General features: G+C 70.8%; 16 protein-coding genes. 10 read left to right on the top strand and 6 right to left on the bottom strand.

Features of this window, described 5'->3' with window-relative positions; all coding sequences use genetic code 11:
* Window positions 1–129 precede the first annotated feature (129 nt).
* Window positions 130–1647, bottom strand: coding sequence for a peptide MFS transporter (locus ACZ5VC_RS20015; RefSeq protein WP_469121364.1), 1518 nt, complete (start codon window positions 1645–1647; stop codon window positions 130–132).
* 460 nt (window positions 1648–2107) lie between these two features.
* Here ACZ5VC_RS20015 and ACZ5VC_RS20010 point away from each other — a divergent pair, with 460 nt between their 5' ends.
* Together ACZ5VC_RS20010 and ACZ5VC_RS20005 are read left to right on the top strand one after the other, a co-directional pair.
* Window positions 2108–2785 (top strand): response regulator transcription factor, encoded by a 678-nt coding sequence (locus ACZ5VC_RS20010; RefSeq protein WP_468710228.1) that lies wholly within the window; start codon window positions 2108–2110, stop codon window positions 2783–2785.
* 113 nt (window positions 2786–2898) lie between these two features.
* The gene (locus ACZ5VC_RS20005) at window positions 2899–4170 is read left to right on the top strand and encodes an ATP-binding protein (protein ID WP_469121363.1); all 1272 of its coding nucleotides are present in this window, start codon (window positions 2899–2901) and stop codon (window positions 4168–4170) included.
* Between the two features lie 62 nt (window positions 4171–4232).
* Here the strand turns inward: ACZ5VC_RS20005 and ACZ5VC_RS20000 are convergent, their stop codons facing one another.
* Window positions 4233–4745 (bottom strand): GtrA family protein, encoded by a 513-nt coding sequence (locus ACZ5VC_RS20000; RefSeq protein WP_469121362.1) that lies wholly within the window; start codon window positions 4743–4745, stop codon window positions 4233–4235.
* Window positions 4746–4911: 166 nt separating this feature from the next.
* On the opposite strand from ACZ5VC_RS20000, the gene ACZ5VC_RS19995 reads away from it, so the two are divergent.
* From ACZ5VC_RS19995 to ACZ5VC_RS19980, 4 genes are all read left to right on the top strand, one after another.
* Window positions 4912–6051, top strand: coding sequence for a 5-(carboxyamino)imidazole ribonucleotide synthase (locus ACZ5VC_RS19995; protein WP_469121361.1), 1140 nt, complete (start codon window positions 4912–4914; stop codon window positions 6049–6051).
* On the top strand, window positions 6048–6569 hold the full coding sequence (gene purE, locus ACZ5VC_RS19990; protein WP_469121360.1) for a 5-(carboxyamino)imidazole ribonucleotide mutase: 522 nt from the start codon (window positions 6048–6050) through the stop codon (window positions 6567–6569). Before ACZ5VC_RS19995 ends, purE begins: the two co-directional genes overlap by 4 nt.
* Before the next feature lie 47 nt (window positions 6570–6616).
* Window positions 6617–7813, top strand: coding sequence for a dipeptidase (locus tag ACZ5VC_RS19985; RefSeq protein WP_469121721.1), 1197 nt, complete (start codon window positions 6617–6619; stop codon window positions 7811–7813).
* Between the two features lie 552 nt (window positions 7814–8365).
* Window positions 8366–9487 (top strand): dipeptidase, encoded by a 1122-nt coding sequence (locus tag ACZ5VC_RS19980; protein ID WP_469121359.1) that lies wholly within the window; start codon window positions 8366–8368, stop codon window positions 9485–9487.
* A 2-nt stretch (window positions 9488–9489) separates the two neighbouring features.
* Here ACZ5VC_RS19980 and ACZ5VC_RS19975 read toward each other — a convergent pair whose 3' ends face one another.
* Window positions 9490–9852, bottom strand: coding sequence for a VOC family protein (locus ACZ5VC_RS19975; RefSeq protein ID WP_469121358.1), 363 nt, complete (start codon window positions 9850–9852; stop codon window positions 9490–9492).
* A gap of 92 nt (window positions 9853–9944) precedes the next feature.
* Between ACZ5VC_RS19975 and ACZ5VC_RS19970 the strand changes: the two genes are divergently transcribed.
* Window positions 9945–10460, top strand: a complete 516-nt coding sequence (locus tag ACZ5VC_RS19970) for a CGNR zinc finger domain-containing protein (RefSeq protein ID WP_469121357.1) — start codon at window positions 9945–9947, stop codon at window positions 10458–10460.
* 272 nt (window positions 10461–10732) lie between these two features.
* Here ACZ5VC_RS19970 and ACZ5VC_RS19965 read toward each other — a convergent pair whose 3' ends face one another.
* Window positions 10733–12070, bottom strand: coding sequence for a UDP-glucose dehydrogenase family protein (locus tag ACZ5VC_RS19965; RefSeq protein WP_469121356.1), 1338 nt, complete (start codon window positions 12068–12070; stop codon window positions 10733–10735).
* Between the two features lie 199 nt (window positions 12071–12269).
* Here ACZ5VC_RS19965 and ACZ5VC_RS19960 point away from each other — a divergent pair, with 199 nt between their 5' ends.
* Window positions 12270–13427: an acyl-CoA dehydrogenase family protein gene (locus tag ACZ5VC_RS19960; protein ID WP_469121355.1), complete on the top strand. Its 1158-nt coding sequence runs from the start codon at window positions 12270–12272 to the stop codon at window positions 13425–13427.
* Window positions 13428–13483: 56 nt separating this feature from the next.
* Here ACZ5VC_RS19960 and ACZ5VC_RS19955 read toward each other — a convergent pair whose 3' ends face one another.
* A complete protein-coding gene (locus ACZ5VC_RS19955; RefSeq protein WP_469121354.1) occupies window positions 13484–14749 on the bottom strand; it encodes an LCP family protein in 1266 nt (421 codons plus the stop codon).
* A gap of 129 nt (window positions 14750–14878) precedes the next feature.
* On the opposite strand from ACZ5VC_RS19955, the gene ACZ5VC_RS19950 reads away from it, so the two are divergent.
* Entirely contained in the window at window positions 14879–15427 is a 549-nt protein-coding gene (locus ACZ5VC_RS19950) for an acyl-CoA thioesterase (protein ID WP_468714574.1), read from the top strand.
* 30 nt (window positions 15428–15457) lie between these two features.
* Here the strand turns inward: ACZ5VC_RS19950 and ACZ5VC_RS19945 are convergent, their stop codons facing one another.
* Window positions 15458–16918, bottom strand: coding sequence for an LCP family protein (locus tag ACZ5VC_RS19945; protein ID WP_469121353.1), 1461 nt, complete (start codon window positions 16916–16918; stop codon window positions 15458–15460).
* A 125-nt stretch (window positions 16919–17043) separates the two neighbouring features.
* Here ACZ5VC_RS19945 and ACZ5VC_RS19940 point away from each other — a divergent pair, with 125 nt between their 5' ends.
* Window positions 17044–18060: a glycosyltransferase family 2 protein gene (locus ACZ5VC_RS19940; protein WP_469121352.1), complete on the top strand. Its 1017-nt coding sequence runs from the start codon at window positions 17044–17046 to the stop codon at window positions 18058–18060.
* Window positions 18061–18108: the final 48 nt, after the last annotated feature.

Below are 18108 nucleotides of genomic sequence, written 5' to 3'. Positions count from 1 at the left end.
CTCCGGTTGGGTGGAGGGTTGTTCCCCTTCACCCGTGGGGGCCTCCGGCGTGGGACTCGGAAACGGCGGAGGGCCGCCGCACCGGATCCGGTGCGGCGGCCCTCACGACCGTACGAACGACCTGTGGGGTCAGTGGACCCCGCCCATCATCGTCTGGACCTTCTTGCGGTACATGTAGACCGCGAGGCCCGCGGCGGCCGCGAGCGTGGCCTGCAGGGCGATGATGCCCGTGCCGTTGAGGTCCACGCCGGCCAGCGAGATCAGACCGGTGACGCAGTCGCCGGCGGTGACCGCGAGGAACCAGACACCCATCATCTGGGAGGCGTACTTCCGCGGCGCCATCTTCGTCGTGACGGAGAGGCCGACCGGGGAGAGGCACAGCTCACCGATGGTCTGGATCATGTAGATCGAGACCAGCCACATCGGGGAGACCTTGCCGTCGGCCGCCATGCCCATCGGGACGATGAAGACGAAGAACGACGCGCCGACCGCGACCAGACCCATCGCGAACTTCACGATGGTGTTCGGCTCCTGGTTCTTACGGGCCAGCCACAGCCACAGCCACGCGAAGACCGGCGCCAGCGCCATCACGAACAGCGGGTTCAGCGACTGGTACCAGGTGGCGGAGAAGTCGAAGCCGAAGACGCTTCCGGCGGTCTTGCTGTCCGCGAAGAGGGACAGCGTGGAACCACCCTGGTCGTAGATCATCCAGAAGATGGCGGCGGCCACGAAGAACCAGATGTAGCCGTTCATCTTGGACTGCTCGGTCTTCGACAGGTCCTTGTCGCGCTTGATGCGGACCAGCACGGCGACCGGGATGATCAGACCGGCGAGGGTCAGCGGGACGAGCGCCCAGTTCAGCGTGTAGGCACCCAGGGCGACCACGGCGCCGTAGAACGCGGCGACGACGGTGATTCCGCCCACGAGCCTGACGAGCACGCTCTTGCGCTCGGCGGGGCTCAGCGGGTTCGGGACGATGTTGCTCTTCGGGCTGAGGTTGCGCGTACCGATGAGGAACTGCGCAAGGCCCAGGGCCATGCCCACCGCGGCGAGCGCGAAGCCCATGTGCCAGTTGTGCTCCTTGCCGATCGTGCCGATCACGAAGGGAGCGACGAAGGCGCCGAGGTTGATGCCGATGTAGAACAGCGTGAAGCCGCCGTCCCGGCGCGGGTCCTCGGGGCCGTCGTAGAGGTGGCCGACCATCGTGGAGATATTGGCCTTCAGCAGACCCGAACCGGCCGCGACCAGGATCAGTCCGACGAAGAACATCGCCTGCCCCGGCAGGGCCAGCGACAGGTGGCCGGCCATGATCACGAAGCCGGCGATCGTGACGGTCTTGCGGGCGCCCCAGACGCGGTCACCGAACCAGCCGCCGGGCATGGCCATCAGGTAGACCATCGAGACGTACACCGAGTAGATGGCCGTGGCCGTGGCCGCGGTCATCGCCAGTCCGCCGCCCTGGCTGCCGGTCGCGGCGTCGGCGCCGCCCGAGACCAGGTAGTACACGAGAAGGGCACGCATGCCGTAGTAGGAGAAGCGCTCCCACATCTCGGTCATGAAGAGAGTGGCCAGGCCGCGGGGGTGGCCGAAGAAGGACTTCTCGGATCCAGTGGTGCTGGCCGAGTCCTTCGTCAGGCTGGACGCCATGGTCGATCCTTGCTTGCTCGGGACGCGCTGCTTCGTGAGCTGTCGACGCCCGTGTGGGGGAGGCCGGCACCGGCGAGGATTTCGTTCCACCCCACGCCCGGGGGTTCGCACCGTGTGGGGCGGCAACGGGAGAACGGTCCGCATCGGGATCCACGCCCCGGACGCGTCGTCGCGCCACGGAGCCCGGCCCATAGGTCATTCACTGTCCTCAAGACTGGCAAAACCGGTCTTGCGCAGAAAAGAGACCCTTGGCAGGGCGAAGCAGGCCAAAGGTCCCCGTGTAGTGCGTCGCCACCATACGTCAGGACACTGCCCCATATGGAAGTGATTGAGAGATGGATCACAGGTGTCGCTGCAACCAACTTCGGTATTTCGAAGGTGTGGACCAGGATCCCATCCCGAACCGCAGGCCTGATCCATCACTCCCCGGGGTACCTGCCGTCCGGACTACCATCACCCCATGACCCGTGTACTGCTCGCCGAGGACGACGCATCCATCTCGGAACCGCTGGCCCGCGCCCTGCGGCGGGAGGGATACGAGGTCGAGGTGCGCGAGGACGGACCGACCGCGCTCGACGCCGGACTCCAGGGCGGAGTGGACCTGGTCGTGCTCGACCTCGGGCTGCCCGGCATGGACGGCCTGGAGGTCGCCCGGCGGCTGCGTTCCGACGGGCACACCGTGCCGATCCTGGTCCTGACGGCCCGCGCCGACGAGGTGGACACCGTGGTCGGCCTGGACGCCGGCGCCGACGACTACGTCACCAAGCCGTTCCGCCTCGCCGAGCTGCTCGCCCGCGTCCGGGCCCTGTTGCGGCGCGGTGCCACGGAGCCCGCGCCGGCGCCCGCCACCCACGGCGTACGGATCGACGTCGAGTCGCACCGGGCCTGGATGGGCGACGAGGAGCTCCAGCTCACGGCGAAGGAGTTCGACCTGCTGCGGGTCCTGGTCCGCGACGCGGGCCGGGTCGTCACCCGCGACCAGCTGATGCGCGAGGTCTGGGACACCACCTGGTGGTCCTCGACCAAGACGCTCGACATGCACATCTCCTGGCTCCGCAAGAAGCTCGGCGACGACGCGGCGAACCCGCGCTACATCGCGACGGTACGGGGCGTGGGGTTCCGCTTCGAGAAGAGCTAGGGCCACGGTCCCGTACGTCCGGCCGCCGGTCCCGTACGTCCGGCCCGCGTGTCCCGGGCGCCTAGGCTCTGAGACGCACCCCGTACGTTCGCGTCACCCCGCCCGGAGGGCCCGTGCGCCGTCGTCTGATCAACTCCACGCTCGCCGTGGTGCTCGTCGTCATCGCCGTCTTCGGGGTCTCCCTCGTCATCGTCGAGACCCGCACCATCAGCAGCAGCGCCCAGGAGAGCGTGGACTCGGAGGCGCTGCGGCTGGTCAGCATCGTCGACAGCCGCCTCATCGGCGGGGAGCCCGTCAACCCCGACATCCTCGCCGAGCAGAGCGGCGCCAAGCGGTACGCGCTGATCACCATCCCCGGCCGCACCCCCATCGAGATCGGCACCCGCCCCGGCGGCAGTGTCATCCGGGGCGTCGCCAAGGGCGAGCGGGGCGAGAGCGTCACCGTCGAGGAGTCCCGCTCCACGGTCACCGCCGAAGTGGGCCGCACGCTGCTGATCATCGGCGCGGTCGCGCTGCTCGCCGTGATCGCCGCCGTGCTGCTCGCCGTACGGCAGGCCAACAAGCTCGCCTCTCCGCTCACCGACCTCGCCGAGACCGCCGAGCGCCTCGGCTCCGGAGACCCGAGGCCGCGCCACAAGCGGTACGGCGTACCCGAGCTGGACCGGGTCGCCGACGTCCTGGACGCCTCCGCCGAGCGGATCGCGCGGATGCTCACCGCCGAGCGCCGCCTCGCCGCCGACGCCTCCCATCAGCTCCGCACCCCGCTGACCGCGCTCTCCATGCGCCTGGAGGAGGTCGCCGTCGCCGACGACCTGGACACCGTCCGGGAGGAGGCGACCGTCGCGCTCACCCAGGTCGAGCGGCTCACGGATGTCGTCGAGCGGCTCCTCACCAACGCACGCGACCCACGGACCGGCTCCGCCGTCGCGTTCGACCTGGACGAGGTCGTCAAGCAGCAGATCGAGGAGTGGCGGCCGGTCTACCGCAGCGCGGGCCGGGCGATCGTCTGCTCCGGACGGCAGGGGATGAGGGCCGTCGGCACCCCGGGCGCGGTCGCCCAGGTGCTCGCCGCGCTGATCGAGAACTCGCTCATGCACGGCGGTGGCACGGTCGCCCTGCGGACCAGGGTCACCGGCAACCAGTCCGTGATCGAGGTGACGGACGAGGGCCCGGGAGTCCCGGCCGACCTCGGCGCGCGGATCTTCGAGCGGACCATCAGCGGCCGCAATTCCACCGGGATCGGGCTCGCCGTCGCCCGCGACCTGGCGGAGGCGGACGGCGGACGCCTCGAACTGCTCCAGCAGCAGCCGCCGGTCTTCGCGCTGTTCCTGGGCCGGGAGGTTCGCAGCCGCAAGGAGGAACCGGAGCCGCGCACGGTCCGGTAGGAGGTTCGTACGGATTCGTACGGCCTGCGACGGCCTGCGAGGGCCCTGAAAGGTACCGGCCGTCAGGCGACGCGGTCGCGCTGCGGCTGGGAGGCGGAGCGCTGCTCCAGGAACGATTCAGCTGTCTGGACGGCCTCGCGGGCCGGCAGCGTACGGAACACCCAGGTCCGGTACGACCAGAAGCGGAACAGCGTCGCGATCCCGATGCCGAGGAACTTGAAGATGTTGCTCTGGAGCGGAGTGTCCCAGCCGAAGCCGTACGTCGCGGCGTACAGCACCCCGCTCTGGATCACCAGACCGACGACGCTGAACACCAGGAAGAGCGTGAGCTCCTTGGTCCGGCCGCTCTTGTCGCGGTCCCGGTAGGTGAAGTAGCGGAAGCCCAGGTAGTTGAAACCGATCGCGACAACGGTCGCCACGATGCTCGCCCGCACGACGGGAAGGTCGGTGACATGGCGTACGAGGTTGAAGACTCCGAGGTCCACCAGGAGCCCGATACCACCGACCGCGCCGAACTTGGCGAACTCGCGTGTGAGCTGATCAAGCCGCACACGCAGTGCGCTTCGTTCACTCATGGTGATTGCTCAGCCCCGTCCATTCGATACGTCAACGTGGTCCCGTCAACCTGGCCATGCTAACCAGCACCCTTCCAGCATGCGCGAGGGCCGGAGAATACGCGTGCCGGAGCTGTGACAAAGCACAGGCGACGAGGCTCCGCGACTCGGCGGATACCCTAAGAGGGTGACGTTCCCGGTAGTCGGCATGGTCGGTGGCGGTCAGCTCGCCCGTATGACCCACGAGGCGGGCATCCCCCTCGGCATCAAGTTCAAGCTGCTCAGTGATACCCCCCAGGACTCGGCGGCCCAGGTGGTGAGCGAGGTCGTCATCGGCGACTATCGCGACCTGGACACGCTGCGTGATTTCGCGCGCGGCTGCGATGTGATCACTTTCGATCACGAGCATGTACCGACCGAGCACCTGCGGGCCCTCGAGGCGGACGGCATTCCCGTCCGCCCCGGGCCCGACGCGCTGGTGCACGCCCAGGACAAGGGGGTGATGCGCGCCAAGCTCGACGAGATCGGCGCGCCCAGCCCCCGGCACCGCCTGGTGAAGGACCCCGCCGACGCGGCGGCCTTCGCCGGAGAGGTGGGTGGCTTCCCCATCATCCTCAAGACGGTGCGCGGCGGGTACGACGGCAAGGGGGTGTGGTTCGTACGTTCCGAGGCGGACGCGCGCGACCCGTTCCTCGCGGGGGTACCCGTCCTCGCCGAGGAGAAGGTGGAGTACGCCCGCGAGCTGGCGGCGAACATCGTCCGCTCGCCGCACGGCCAGGCCGTGGCCTACCCGGTGGTCGAGTCCCGCCAGGTCGACGGTGTCTGCGACACCGTGATCGCCCCGGCGCCGGACCTCTCTCCGGACCTGGCCGGCCAGGCCCAGGAGCTGGCCCTGCGGATCGCCAAGGAGCTCGGGGTCGTCGGCCATCTCGCCGTCGAACTCTTCGAGACCGTCGACGGGCGCATCCTCGTCAACGAGCTGGCGATGCGGCCCCACAACTCCGGCCACTGGACCCAGGACGGGGCCATGACGTCCCAGTTCGCCAACCATGTGCGGGCCGTGCTCGACCTTCCGCTGGGCGATCCGCGCCCGAGGTCGCGCTGGACGGTCATGTGCAATGTGCTGGGTGGCGACTATCCCGACATGTACGCGGCCTATCTGCACTGCATGGCACGGGATCCGCAGCTGAAGATCCATATGTATGGCAAGGACGTGAAGCCCGGTCGCAAGGTGGGGCACGTCAACACCTACGGCGACGACCTGGACGAGGTGCTGGAGCGCGCCCGCCACGCCGCCGACTATCTGCGAGGAACGATCACCGAATGAGCCCTGTCGTTGGCATTGTCATGGGATCCGACTCCGACTGGCCGGTGATGGAGGCCGCGGCGCAGGCGCTCGACGAGTTCGAGATCCCGTACGAGGTCGATGTCGTCTCCGCGCACCGGATGCCGCGCGAGATGATCGCGTACGGCGAGGACGCGGCCGGCCGGGGCCTGAAGGCGATCATCGCCGGAGCGGGCGGCGCCGCGCATCTGCCCGGCATGCTGGCCTCGGTGACGCCGCTGCCGGTGATCGGCGTCCCCGTACCGCTGAAGTACCTCGACGGCATGGACTCGCTCCTGTCGATCGTGCAGATGCCGGCCGGGGTGCCGGTGGCGACGGTGTCGGTGGGCGGCGCCCGGAACGCCGGTCTGCTCGCGGCCCGCATCCTCGCGACGTCCGACGCGGACCTGCTCGCGCGGATGAAGGACTTCCAGCAGGAGCTGAACGACCAGGCGACGGAGAAGGGCAAGCGGCTGCGGGCCAAGGTCGAGGGTTCGGCGGCGTTCGGCTTCGCGAAGTGAGCGGGGCGTCCGGCGGAGCGGACGCGGGCACCCCGGAGACGGGCCCGGTGGCGACGGAGGCCAGTCCGCTCGCGCGGGCGCGGGAGCTGCTTGCGTCCGCGCCGGTGGTCGACGGCCACAACGACCTGCCGTGGGCGCTGCGCGAACACGTCCGGTACGACCTGAACCGCCGGGACATCGCCACGGACCAGACCGGTCTGCTGCACACCGACATCCCCCGGCTGCGGGCCGGCGGGGTCGGCGCCCAGTTCTGGTCGGTGTACGTGCGCAGCGACATGGCCGGCGACGACGCGGTCACCGCCACCCTCGAACAGATCGATGTCGTCGACCGGCTGCTGGCCCGTTACCCGGCCGACCTGGCGCCCGCGTTGACCGCGGACGACATGGAGAGGGCGCGGGCCGAGGGCCGGATCGCCTCCCTGAAGGGCGCGGAGGGCGGGCACTCGATCAACAACTCGCTCGGCACGCTGCGGGCGTTGTACGCGCTGGGCGTCCGCTACATGACGCTCACGCACAACGACAACATCGCCTGGGCGGACTCCGCGACGGACGAACCGGGGGTCGGTGGCCTCTCGCCGTTCGGCCACGAGGTCGTGCGCGAGATGAACCGCCTCGGGATGCTGGTCGACCTCTCGCACGTGGCCGCGACGACCATGCGGGACGCGCTCGCCACGTCGGTCGCGCCGGTCGTCTTCTCCCACTCGTCGGCGCGGGCGGTCTGCGACCACCCGAGGAACATCCCCGACGACGTCCTCGCGCTGCTCCCCGCCAACGGGGGAGTGGCGATGGCCACGTTCGTCCCGAAGTTCATCCTGCCCGCGGCGGTGGACTGGACCCGGCGGGCCGACGAGAACATGCGGGCGCACGGCCTGCACCCCCTCGACACCACCGAGGCGGGCATGAAGGTCCAGTACGCCTTCGAGGCCGCGAACCCGCGTCCGATGGCGACGGCGTCGACGGTCGCCGACCACCTCGACCACATGCGGGAGGTGGCCGGCATCGACCACCTCGGCATCGGCGGGGACTACGACGGCACGGCCTTCACCCCGGCGGGACTGGAGGACGTCTCGGGCTACCCGAACCTCATCGCGGAACTGCTGTCCCGGCGATGGTCGACGGCGGACCTGTCGAAACTGACCTGGCAGAACGCGGTCCGCGCGCTGAGGTCGGCGGAGGACGTCTCCCACACGCTGTCGGCGACCCGAGCCCCGTCGACCGCGACGCTGGAGGACCTGGACGGCTAGGCGGGCGCGGGAGCGGGGGGCCCGCCGGGGGGCGGGCTTTCCGCGACCGTCCCTCCCGGGCGTTGGGCGGGGGCCGGGCCTTCTGCCACGGGCTCTCAGGGCGCGGGGAGGGCCTGCCGCGTGTGGGCCTTCGCGCCCGTCCCCCCACACACACGGCGCCGGGCGCGCGCAGCCGATGCGCCACCGTCCGCTCGGGGCGCGGGGAGGGCCTGCCGCGTGTGGGCCTTCGCGCCCGTCCCCCCACACACACGGCGCCGGGCGCGCGCAGCCGATGCGCCACCGTCCGCTCGGGGCGCGGGGAGGGCCTGCCGCGTGTGGGCCTTCGCGCCCGTCCCCCCACACACACGGCGCCGGGCGCGCGCAGCCGATGCGCCACCGTTCCCCCTCAGGGGGCTGGGCGCCCGGACTGACGCGCGGGGCCCTCCGCACCGCTGGCCCTGCCGCGCGGCCCGTCACGCTGCGTGCGTACCCCGAACGCACCACTCCACCGCGTCCCCCTGCCCGACCCGTGCCACGGTGGCTCTACTGCCTCGCTGAACCCGGAGGCCCACCATGGCAGATCTGGAACCGCACGGCCCCGATGCCATTGGTGAGCTCGACCCGACGTCCACGGCATCCGGCCCTTCCGTATCCGAGTCCGCCGACGACGAGCTCGCCCGTGCCAGGACCCTTCTCGCCTCGTATCCCGTCGTGGACGGCCACAACAGCCTCGCCCACGCGCTCGTCGCCGGCGGGGCGGGGCGTGACGTGGAGCTGGGCGAGAGCTCCCTCGACACCGACCTTCCCCGGCTCCGCGCGGGTGGCGTCGGCGCCCAGTTCTGGGCGCTGCACGCACCCGGCGAGCCCGTGACCATCGCCGGAACGCTCCGGCAGATCGATGCGATCCGTTCACTCGTCGCGGCCTGCCCCGGCGATCTCCGGCTCGCCCTCACCACCGGTGACATGGCCGACGCCCGCAACTGCGGCCGTATCGCCTCGCTTCTGGGCCCCGTCGCCGGCCCCGCGCTCGGAGACACGCTCGCCACGCTGCGCGTCTATCACGCCCTGGGCGTGCGCAGCGTCGCGCTCGCCGGCGCGCGGTGGACGAAGGCGGACGAGGGGCTGACCAGGTTCGGCGTCGAGGTCGTACGGGAGATGAACCGTCTCGGCCTTCTCATCGACCTGTCCGGCGCCTCCGCGGCCACCATGCGCCGGGTCCTCGAAATCGCCCGCGCGCCTCTCTTCCTCTCCCGGTCGGCGGCCCGCGCGCTCACCGACCACCCCTCCAACGTCCCCGACGACATCCTGCGGCTGCTCGGCCCGAACGGCGGCGTCTGCATGGTCGGCTTCGCCCCGGACCAGGTGGCGCGGCACTCCACCCCCGCCGCCCTGCGGGACGTCGCCGACCACCTGGACCACGTACGGGAGGTCGCGGGACCGGAGTGCGTCGGCCTGTCCGGCACGTTCGGCCTCGACGGCCGCGCCCCGCGGACCGTCGGCCTGGAGGACGCCTCCTGCTACCCCCACCTCATCGCCGAGCTGCTCCGCCGCGACTGGACGGACATCGAGATCGCCGACCTCACGTGGGGCAACGCGGCACGGGTCGTCCGTGAGGCGGAGTTCGTCGCCCGCGCACTGCGGGAGCGCGGCCCCTCGACCCTCACCATCGAGGAGCTGGACGACGCCCGGTCCTGATCTCAGCAGGCGCAGAGACAGAAGGGGTGGCCCGCCGGGTCCGCGTAGACCCGCCAGCTGCGCGAGCGGTCGTCCGCGTCGAGCGGGCGCGCACCGAGCGCCAGCGCCTCCTTCTCCGCCGCGTCGAGGTCCTCGACCGTCAGATCGAGGTGCGCCTGCTGCGACGCCTCGGGCGACGGCCAGCGCGGCGCTACGTGGTCGGGGGCCTCCTGGAACGCGAGCGGGGCGCCGCCGTGCCCGGTCAGCTCGACCCACCCGGCGTCGCCCTCCTTCACCTCGCCGCCGAGAAGCCCGGCGTAGAAGCCGGCGAGCGCGTGCGGGTCGGGGCAGTCGAGGACGAAGGTGCCCAGTGTGGCGATGGCCATGACGTACTCCTCGGTAGACGTCGGTTACCTCTACATCCGTGCATCCGGTAACCGTTACTGCATGCTCCCGCATAAGAGGTAACGTCGCAACCATGAATGACCGTGCGCCCGCGCCCGACGGCCTGGCCCTCGTCGAGTCCCTGGTGAACACGCTGAACATCGAGACCGGCGCCGACGCACTCGACAGCGCCGAGGGCCGAGCGCCCTTCGGTATCACCGAGCCCGGGCTGCCGGCCGCCCGCGAACTGCGCGAGTCACTGCGGGCCGTCTGCCTCGCCCACGCGGGCCACCCGCCGCACCGCACGACGACCCCGCTGGACGATCTCCTCGCCGAGGCACCCCTGCTGGTGAGCGTCGCCCCCGCCGACGGCACGGCGACCCTGCGCCCGGCCACTCCGGACACGCTGGTCTCCCGGGTCGCCGCGGCGATCGCGGCGGCGGCCGGGGCCGGGACCTGGACCCGTCTGAAGGCGTGCGAGGCGCCGGACTGCCACTGGGCGTACTACGACCGCAGCCCGGCCGGCCGCAGCCGCTGGTGCTCGATGGCGGTCTGCGGCGCCCGCGCCAAGATGCGCACCTACCGGGCGCGCCGCACGCCGCCCGCCTGACGCGCCCGCCGTGACGTGGCGCCGGCCCCCGCGCGCCGCCCCCGGGCGCGGTGACATGGCCCGCAGCCGCGCGCCGTGGGACCCGGCGGCCATGACATGGTCCGGCACCCGGGCCCCGTGGGACCCGGCGCCGTGACGTGCTTCCGCCCACCCCGGCTCCACGCCCCGCGCGGCGCCCGGAGCGGTGAACCGCTAAAGCCTGTCTTTCGGATCTCGCCGAGCTCTCGTGCCCTGGCACACTGACCCGGCCTGATCCAACAGACGCTCCCTAGCTAGGCCCGCGGCCGCCCCATCGCCCGGTACGTCCATCCCGCCTCGCGCCACTTCGTCGCGTCCAGCGCGTTGCGGCCGTCCAGAAGCACCCGCGACGTCACCACCTCACCCAGCGCCGCCGGGTCCAGGTCGCGGAACTCGCTCCACTCGGTCAGGTGCAGCACGACGTCCGCGCACCGTACGGCCTCCGTCGCGGTCGCCGCGTACCCGAGCGTCGGGAAGAGGCGGGCGGCGTTGGCCATGCCCTTCGGGTCGTAGACCGTCACCTGGCCGCCCTGGAGGTGGATCTGCCCGGCGACGTTCAGCGCCGGCGAGTCACGTACGTCGTCCGAGTCCGGCTTGAACGTCGCGCCGAGCACGGCGACCCGCTTGCCCAGGAACGAGCCGCCGCCGAGCGCCTCGCGGGCCATCTCGACCATCTGGCCGCGGCGGCGCATGTTGATGGAGTCGATCTCGCGGAGGAAGGTCAGCGCCTGGTCCGCGCCCAGCTCGCCGGCGCGCGCCATGAACGCCCGGATGTCCTTGGGCAGGCAGCCGCCGCCGAAGCCGATCCCGGCCCGCAGGAACTTCTTGCCGATCCGCTCGTCGTGCCCGATCGCCTCGGCGAGCTTCGCGACATCGCCACCGGCCGCCTCGCAGACCTCGGCCATCGCGTTGATGAAGGAGATCTTGGTGGCCAGGAAGGAGTTCGCCGAGGTCTTCACCAGCTCGGCGGTCGGGAAGTCGGTCACCACGAACGGCGAGCCCTCGGCGACCGGGCCCGCGTACACCTCGCGCAGCACCTTCTCCGCGCGCTCGCTCTCCGTGCCGACGACGATCCGGTCCGGGTGCAGGGTGTCCTGCACGGCGAAGCCCTCACGCAGGAACTCGGGGTTCCAGGCCAGCTCCACGCCCTCGGCCGCCTGGTCGGAGAGCAGCTCCGCGAGCCGGTCGGCCGAGCCCACCGGCACGGTCGACTTACCCACGACCAGCGCGCCCGGCTGGAGCACCGGCGCGAGGGAGCCGAAGGCGGCGTCGACGTACGACATGTCACAGGCGTACTCACCGTGCTTCTGCGGAGTGTTCACACAGACGAAGTGCACATCGCCGAAGGCGCCGACCTCCTCCCACGAGGTGGTGAAGCGCAGCCGCCCGGACGAGCCCTCGATCCCCGCCACGTGCTTGGCCAGCAGCTCCTCGAGGCCGGGCTCGTACATGGGCACGCGGCCCGACGCCAGCATCTCGATCTTCTCGGGCACCACATCGAGGCCGAGGACCTCGAACCCCAGCTCCGCCATGGCCGCGGCATGCGTGGCGCCGAGGTAGCCGGTGCCGATCACGGTGATCTTGAGGGCCATGCGGTGCTCCAGTGGGTACGGGCCGGAAATGCCTGCCCGAGCATAGTCGGGCCGCGGGGCGGGCAGATCGGCTGCGGCCGGAGCGTGGCCCCGGCGCCTGTCGGCAAGCTCACGTGGGGCTCACATATGCCTGGCGGAGCGGGCCCACTAAAATTTGGGTTACTTAACGGTAGTTAGCGTTCTTGGGGAGTGAGAGACCTTGGCCGGTTCGGCTGATTTCGACCTGTACCGCCCGTCCGAAGAGCACGACATGCTCCGGGACACGATCCGCTCGCTCGCCGAGGCCAAGATCCTGCCCTTCGCCGCCGCGGTGGACGAGGAGGCCCGCTTCCCCCAGGAGGCGCTGGACGCGCTGGTCGCCTCCGACCTGCACGCCGTGCACGTTCCGGAGAACTACGGCGGCGCCGGTGCCGACGCCCTCGCCACGGTCATCGTGATCGAGGAGGTGGCCCGCGTCTGCGCGTCGTCCTCCCTCATCCCGGCCGTGAACAAGCTCGGCTCCCTCCCGGTGATCCTCTCCGGCTCCGAGGAGCTGAAGAAGAAGTACCTGGGCCCGCTCGCCAAGGGCGACGCGATGTTCTCGTACTGCCTCTCCGAGCCCGACGCCGGCTCCGACGCCGCCGGCATGAAGACCAGGGCCGTGCGCGACGGCGACTTCTGGGTCCTCAACGGCGTGAAGCGCTGGATCACCAACGCCGGCGTCTCCGAGTACTACACCGTCATGGCCGTCACGGACCCGGAGAAGCGCTCGAAGGGCATCAGCGCCTTCGTCGTCGAGAAGGGCGACGAGGGTGTCTCCTTCGGCGCCCCGGAGAAGAAGCTCGGCATCAAGGGCTCTCCGACCCGCGAGGTCTACCTCGACAACGTCCGCATCCCCGCCGACCGCATGATCGGCGAGGAGGGCACCGGCTTCGCCACCGCGATGAAGACCCTGGACCACACCCGCATCACCATCGCGGCCCAGGCGCTCGGCATCGCCCAGGGCGCCCTCGACTACGCCAAGGGCTACGTCAAGGAGCGCAAGCAGTTCGGCAAGCCGATCGCCGACTTCCAGGGCGTGCAGTTCATGCTCGCCGACATGGCCATGAAGGTCTCCGCCGCCCGCGCCCTGACCTACCAGGCCGCCGCGGCCTCGGAGCGCGGCGACGCCGACCTGACCTACCTGGGCGCGGCCGCCAAGTGCTTCGCCTCGGACATCGCCATGGAGGTCACGACGGACGCCGTCCAGCTGCTCGGCGGCTACGGCTACACCCGTGACTACCCCGTGGAGCGCATGATGCGCGACGCGAAGATCACGCAGATTTATGAAGGCACGAACCAGGTCCAGCGGATCGTGATGGCGCGCAACCTGCCGTAACCGGATCGGCGAAGGGCCCCACCGCCGCCGGCGGTGGGGCCCTTTCCGCTGTGCCGTCAGCGGTTCGAGGTGACCGTGACCTTCTCGTCGTTCTGGATCTGCCGCACCAGCTGCTTCACCTTCGGCATGTCCCACTTCAGTGAGCCCTGCGGCGCCGTCCCGGAGATCGGGATGTTCATCGACTTCCCGTCCCCGCCGCTGATGCCCTTCATCGCGAAGAACATCTGGCCCAGGTCGTACAGCGACATGTCCTTGTCCACGATCAGCGTGTCCAGGCCCGCGCCCAGCGTCGGGTAGAGCCGGAACGGGTTCAGGATCGTGCCCGGCGTCGCCGCCTGGTTGGCCAGGGCAGACAGGAACTTCTGCTGGTTCTTCGTGCGCGCCAGGTCGGACTCCGCGAACGCGTACCGCGTCCGTACGAAGGCCAGCGCCTGCTCGCCGTTGAGGGTCTGCTGCCCGGCCTGGAAGTCGGCGCCGGAGTTCTTGTCCTTGAAGGCCTTCGGGATGTCCAGCTCGACGCCGCCGAGCGCGTCCACGATGTTCGCGAAGCCGGCGAAGCCGATTTCCGCGTAGTGGTCGATGCGCAGACCGGTGTTGAACTCGACCGTGCGCACCAGCAGCTCGGGGCCGTCCATGGCGTACGCCGCGTTCAGCTTGGAGCCGCCCTTGGCCTGGAACTTCTTCCCGGACTCGGAGCCGACGAAGGACGGGATGGTCACCCATGAGTCGCGGGGCAGCGAGATCATCGTGTTCCCGCTGCCGCAGGCCGCGAGGATCATCATCGAGTCGGTGCGCTTGCCCTCGGCCGAGCCGGTGTGCAGCTTCTTCTTCTCCTCGGCGGACATGCCCTCACGGCTGTCCGAGCCGACGATCAGATAGGTCGTGCAGTCGCCCTCCGCGGGGCGCTCGATGACCTTGGCGAGGTCGACCTCGCCGCGCATCTTGGAGCTCGCCCAGGCGTACGTGCCGATGCCCCAGGCGAGCACGGCGACGAGCAGCACGATCGAGCCGACCTTGATCCGGCGGCCCCAGTCCGGAGCCGCCCCGGGGCGCGGGCCCCGCGGGCCGCGCGGCGGGGGGACGGTGCCCTGGCCGCCGCCATAGCCGCCGCCCTGCGGGGTGCCGTAGACCTGGCCCGTGTTGTAGCCACTGTCGTACGCCGACGCGGGCCCCTGGCCGTAGCCGTCGTCGTACCCCTGCGGCTGCGGGGGGACCGGGGGGCGCTGCACATGGCGCATCACCCGAGCACCCTCGGGCTCCACGCCGCCGGGTCCCCGGCGGTTGCCGCGGTCGTCGGTCCATCGATCGGGCCAGTCATTCATGCGCCCCAGTGTGCAGTCCGCCCTCCGGCCCCCGACAGGGTGGGTGGGGGATCGGACCAGGGCTGTTGCGAAGCTGATGCAATGCGACGGCCGCGTGACCGGCGGCGAGCCCGGCATAGGGTGGAGGGCATGACAGATCAGGCCCAGCGTCCGGAGGTCGACATTCCGGGCAAGCCCACCTCGGCGTCCCGGACGACCCTCAGCCACATCATGACCGCGAGCGAGACCAATCTCCTCGGTACCGTGCACGGTGGCGTGATCATGAAACTGGTGGACGACGTGGCGGGCGCCGTGGCCGGGCGGCACTCCGGCGGGCCCGCCGTCACCGCGTCCATGGACGAGATGGTGTTCCTGGAGCCGGTGCGGGTCGGGGACCTCGTCCATGTACGGGCCCAGTGCAACTGGACCGGTCGCTCGTCCATGGAGATCGGCGTACGCGTCCTCGCCGAGCGCTGGAACGAGTCGACGCCGCCGCAGCAGGTCGGCTCCGCCTATCTCGTCTTCGCGGCCGTCGACGCGGACGGCAAACCCCGGACCGTCCCTCCCGTGATCCCGGAGACCGAGCGCGACCAGCGCCGCTACCAGGAGGCCCAGATCCGCCGCACGCACCGGCTCGCCCGGCGCCGCGCGATCAAGGAGCTCCGGGACAAGCGCGCCGCCGAGGGCCTCGACGACTGACCCGCCCGGCCCCGCCCCGCCCCGTCCGGGCTACTGGCAGACCACCTGGTCGCCCGTGACCGCGTCGAACTCGCCCCGGCTGGCGTCCTCGGCGCGCACGGGCGTCACTCCCTTGTAGTCCGGCCCCGCGACCACCTTCAGCGTGGGCCCCTGCTTCTTCACCGCCCGCAGTTCGCACCCCGGCAGTGCCGTGGCCAACGACTTGGCCGAGCGGTCCCAGCGCGGGTCGTACGAGACGACCGTGTGCCGCGCCAGAGGGCCCGGGGCGTTGAGCGGGGAGCGGGTCGTGTTGAAGCCGGTGCCGCGCAGGGCGGTGTCGACCCTGCGGCCCAGCCCGTTCACCCGCGTCCCGTTGTAGACCTGCACGCGGATCTGCTGGGGGGCCACCTCCACCAGCGTCCGGTGGGTAGCGGCGCGGTCCGCCGCGAGCGGCTTGTCGTCGCGCAGGGCCTGGAAGAGCTTCTTCGACTTGACCGGGTTCCACTTCACCGTCGAGCCGATCCCCTTGACGGGGTAGGAGGCGTCCAGGATCGGTACGGAGGTGAACTCCGAGGACGCCGCCGTGAAGCCCCGCATCGCCTTGGCCAGGGACAGCATCTCCTCCGTGCCGAAGCCCTGGTCGGCCCGGACGGAGCTCAGCATCGTCGCGGCGACCCCCTGGAACTTCACCGGGTTCAGCAGCACACCGGTGCTGGTCGCCCGGTGGATCAGCGCGGCCAGGAAACGCTGCTGGCGCTGCATCCGTCCCAGGTCTGCGGCCCCGTCGATATGGCGGGAACGGACGTACTGAAGTGCCATGCCGCCGTCGAGCTCATGGCTTCCGGCGGGCAGGTCGAGACCCGTGTACGCGTCCTTCATCGCCCCGGCCGTGCAGATCTCCACACCGCCGAGCGCGTCGACCGTCTTCATGAAGCTGGTGAAGTCGACCTCCAGGTAGTGGTCGATCTTGACCCGGGTCATCTGCTCCACGGTCCGTACGGTCAGCGAGGGACCGCCCTCGGCGTACGCCGCGTTCAGCTTCACCGGATGGGCCTTGTGCGGCTTGCCAGTGATCCCGTCGATGTGCTCGGGCATCTCCGCGTACGAGTCCCGCGGCAGGCTCACGATGCTGGCCCGCCCGCGGTTCTCGGAGATGTGCACCAGCATCACGGTGTCGGTGCAGTGACAGGGGATCCCGCCGAGCCGGTACTTCTGCTTCTCCTCGGGAGTGATCTTGTCCCGCCCGTCGGTGCCGACGACCAGGATGTTCGTCCCGTGACCGGCCTGGGGGCGGTTCTTCATGTCCTTGAACGGATCGATCCGGTTGATACCGGTGTCGAGGCTCGACACCAGCGCGTGTCCGATCCCGCCCGCCCCGAGGACCAGGACCGACAGCGTCGTCGCCATCCGCATGCCCCACCGGGGCCGGCCGTCCCGTCTGGTGCGGCGCGCCGCCGGAGCGGGACGCGCGGCGGCCGGCCGGGGGCGGTGCGAGCGGGGCGGTGTGGGCACCGGGGGACACCTCCGCGGTTGACAGCGGGAACCCTGAGAACCGTAGGCCCATACGATCAGCGTCAGAGTGCAGTGGCCCCTGCGGCGCGCACCGGTGTCCCCCATTCGCGGTAACGTGGCGACCGATGAACGCCATGCCCCCTGTCTCCGTGATCATGCCGGTCCTCAATGAGGAGCGGCATCTGCGCAACTCGGTCCGCCACATCCTCGAGCAGGAGTACGACGGCGAAATGGAGGTGGTGATCGCCCTCGGCCCGTCCACGGACCGCACGGACGAGATCGCCGCCGAGCTCGTACGCGAAGACCCGCGCGTGCACACCGTCCCCAACCCCACCGGGCGCACGCCCGCGGCGCTCAACGCCGCGATCAAGGCGTCGCGTCATCCGATCGTGGTGCGGGTCGACGGCCACGGAATGCTCTCGCCCAACTACATCGCGACCGCCGTCCGCCTCCTCGGCGAGACGGGCGCGCAGAACGTCGGCGGCATCATGCACGCCGAGGGCGAGAACGCCTGGGAGGACGCGGTCGCCGCGGCGATGACGTCGAAGATCGGCGTCGGCAACGCGGCCTTCCATACGGGCGGCCAGGCAGGCCCCGCGGAGACCGTCTATCTGGGTGTTTTCCGCCGCGAGGCGCTGGAGCAACAGGGCGGCTACAACGAGGAGTTCATCCGCGCCCAGGACTGGGAGCTGAACTTCCGCATCCGTGAGGCGGGCGGCCTCATCTGGTTCTCGCCCGAGCTGCGCGTCCAGTACCGGCCCCGGCCGAGCGTGCGCGCGCTGGCGAAGCAGTACAAGGACTACGGTCGTTGGCGCCACGTCGTCGCCCGTTACCACCAGGGCTCGATCAACCTCCGCTATCTCGCTCCGCCCGCCGCCGTCTGCGCGATCGCCGCGGGCCTGGTGGTGGGCGTCGCGCTGCACCCGGTCGGCCTGGTGATCCCGGCCGGCTACCTCGCGGGGATCGCGGTCGGCTCGGTCCCGGCGGGCAAGGGCCTGTCCCTGAAGGCGCGGCTGCAGATTCCGGTCGCCCTCGCCACCATGCACATGTCGTGGGGGTACGGCTTCCTGACCAGCCCGCGCGCGCTGGCGAGGAAGGTCATCGCGAGCCGCCGCCCGGCGGTCCGGACCACCACCGTCTGACCCGCACACCCCGCGCCTACCAACGAAGAAGGCCGCCCGGTGCGTCAC

Source organism: Streptomyces sp. NPDC033174 (assembly GCF_055577795.1).
Note: the sequence above shows the minus strand (reverse complement) of the source record. Positions and strands in the feature narration are given on the sequence as shown.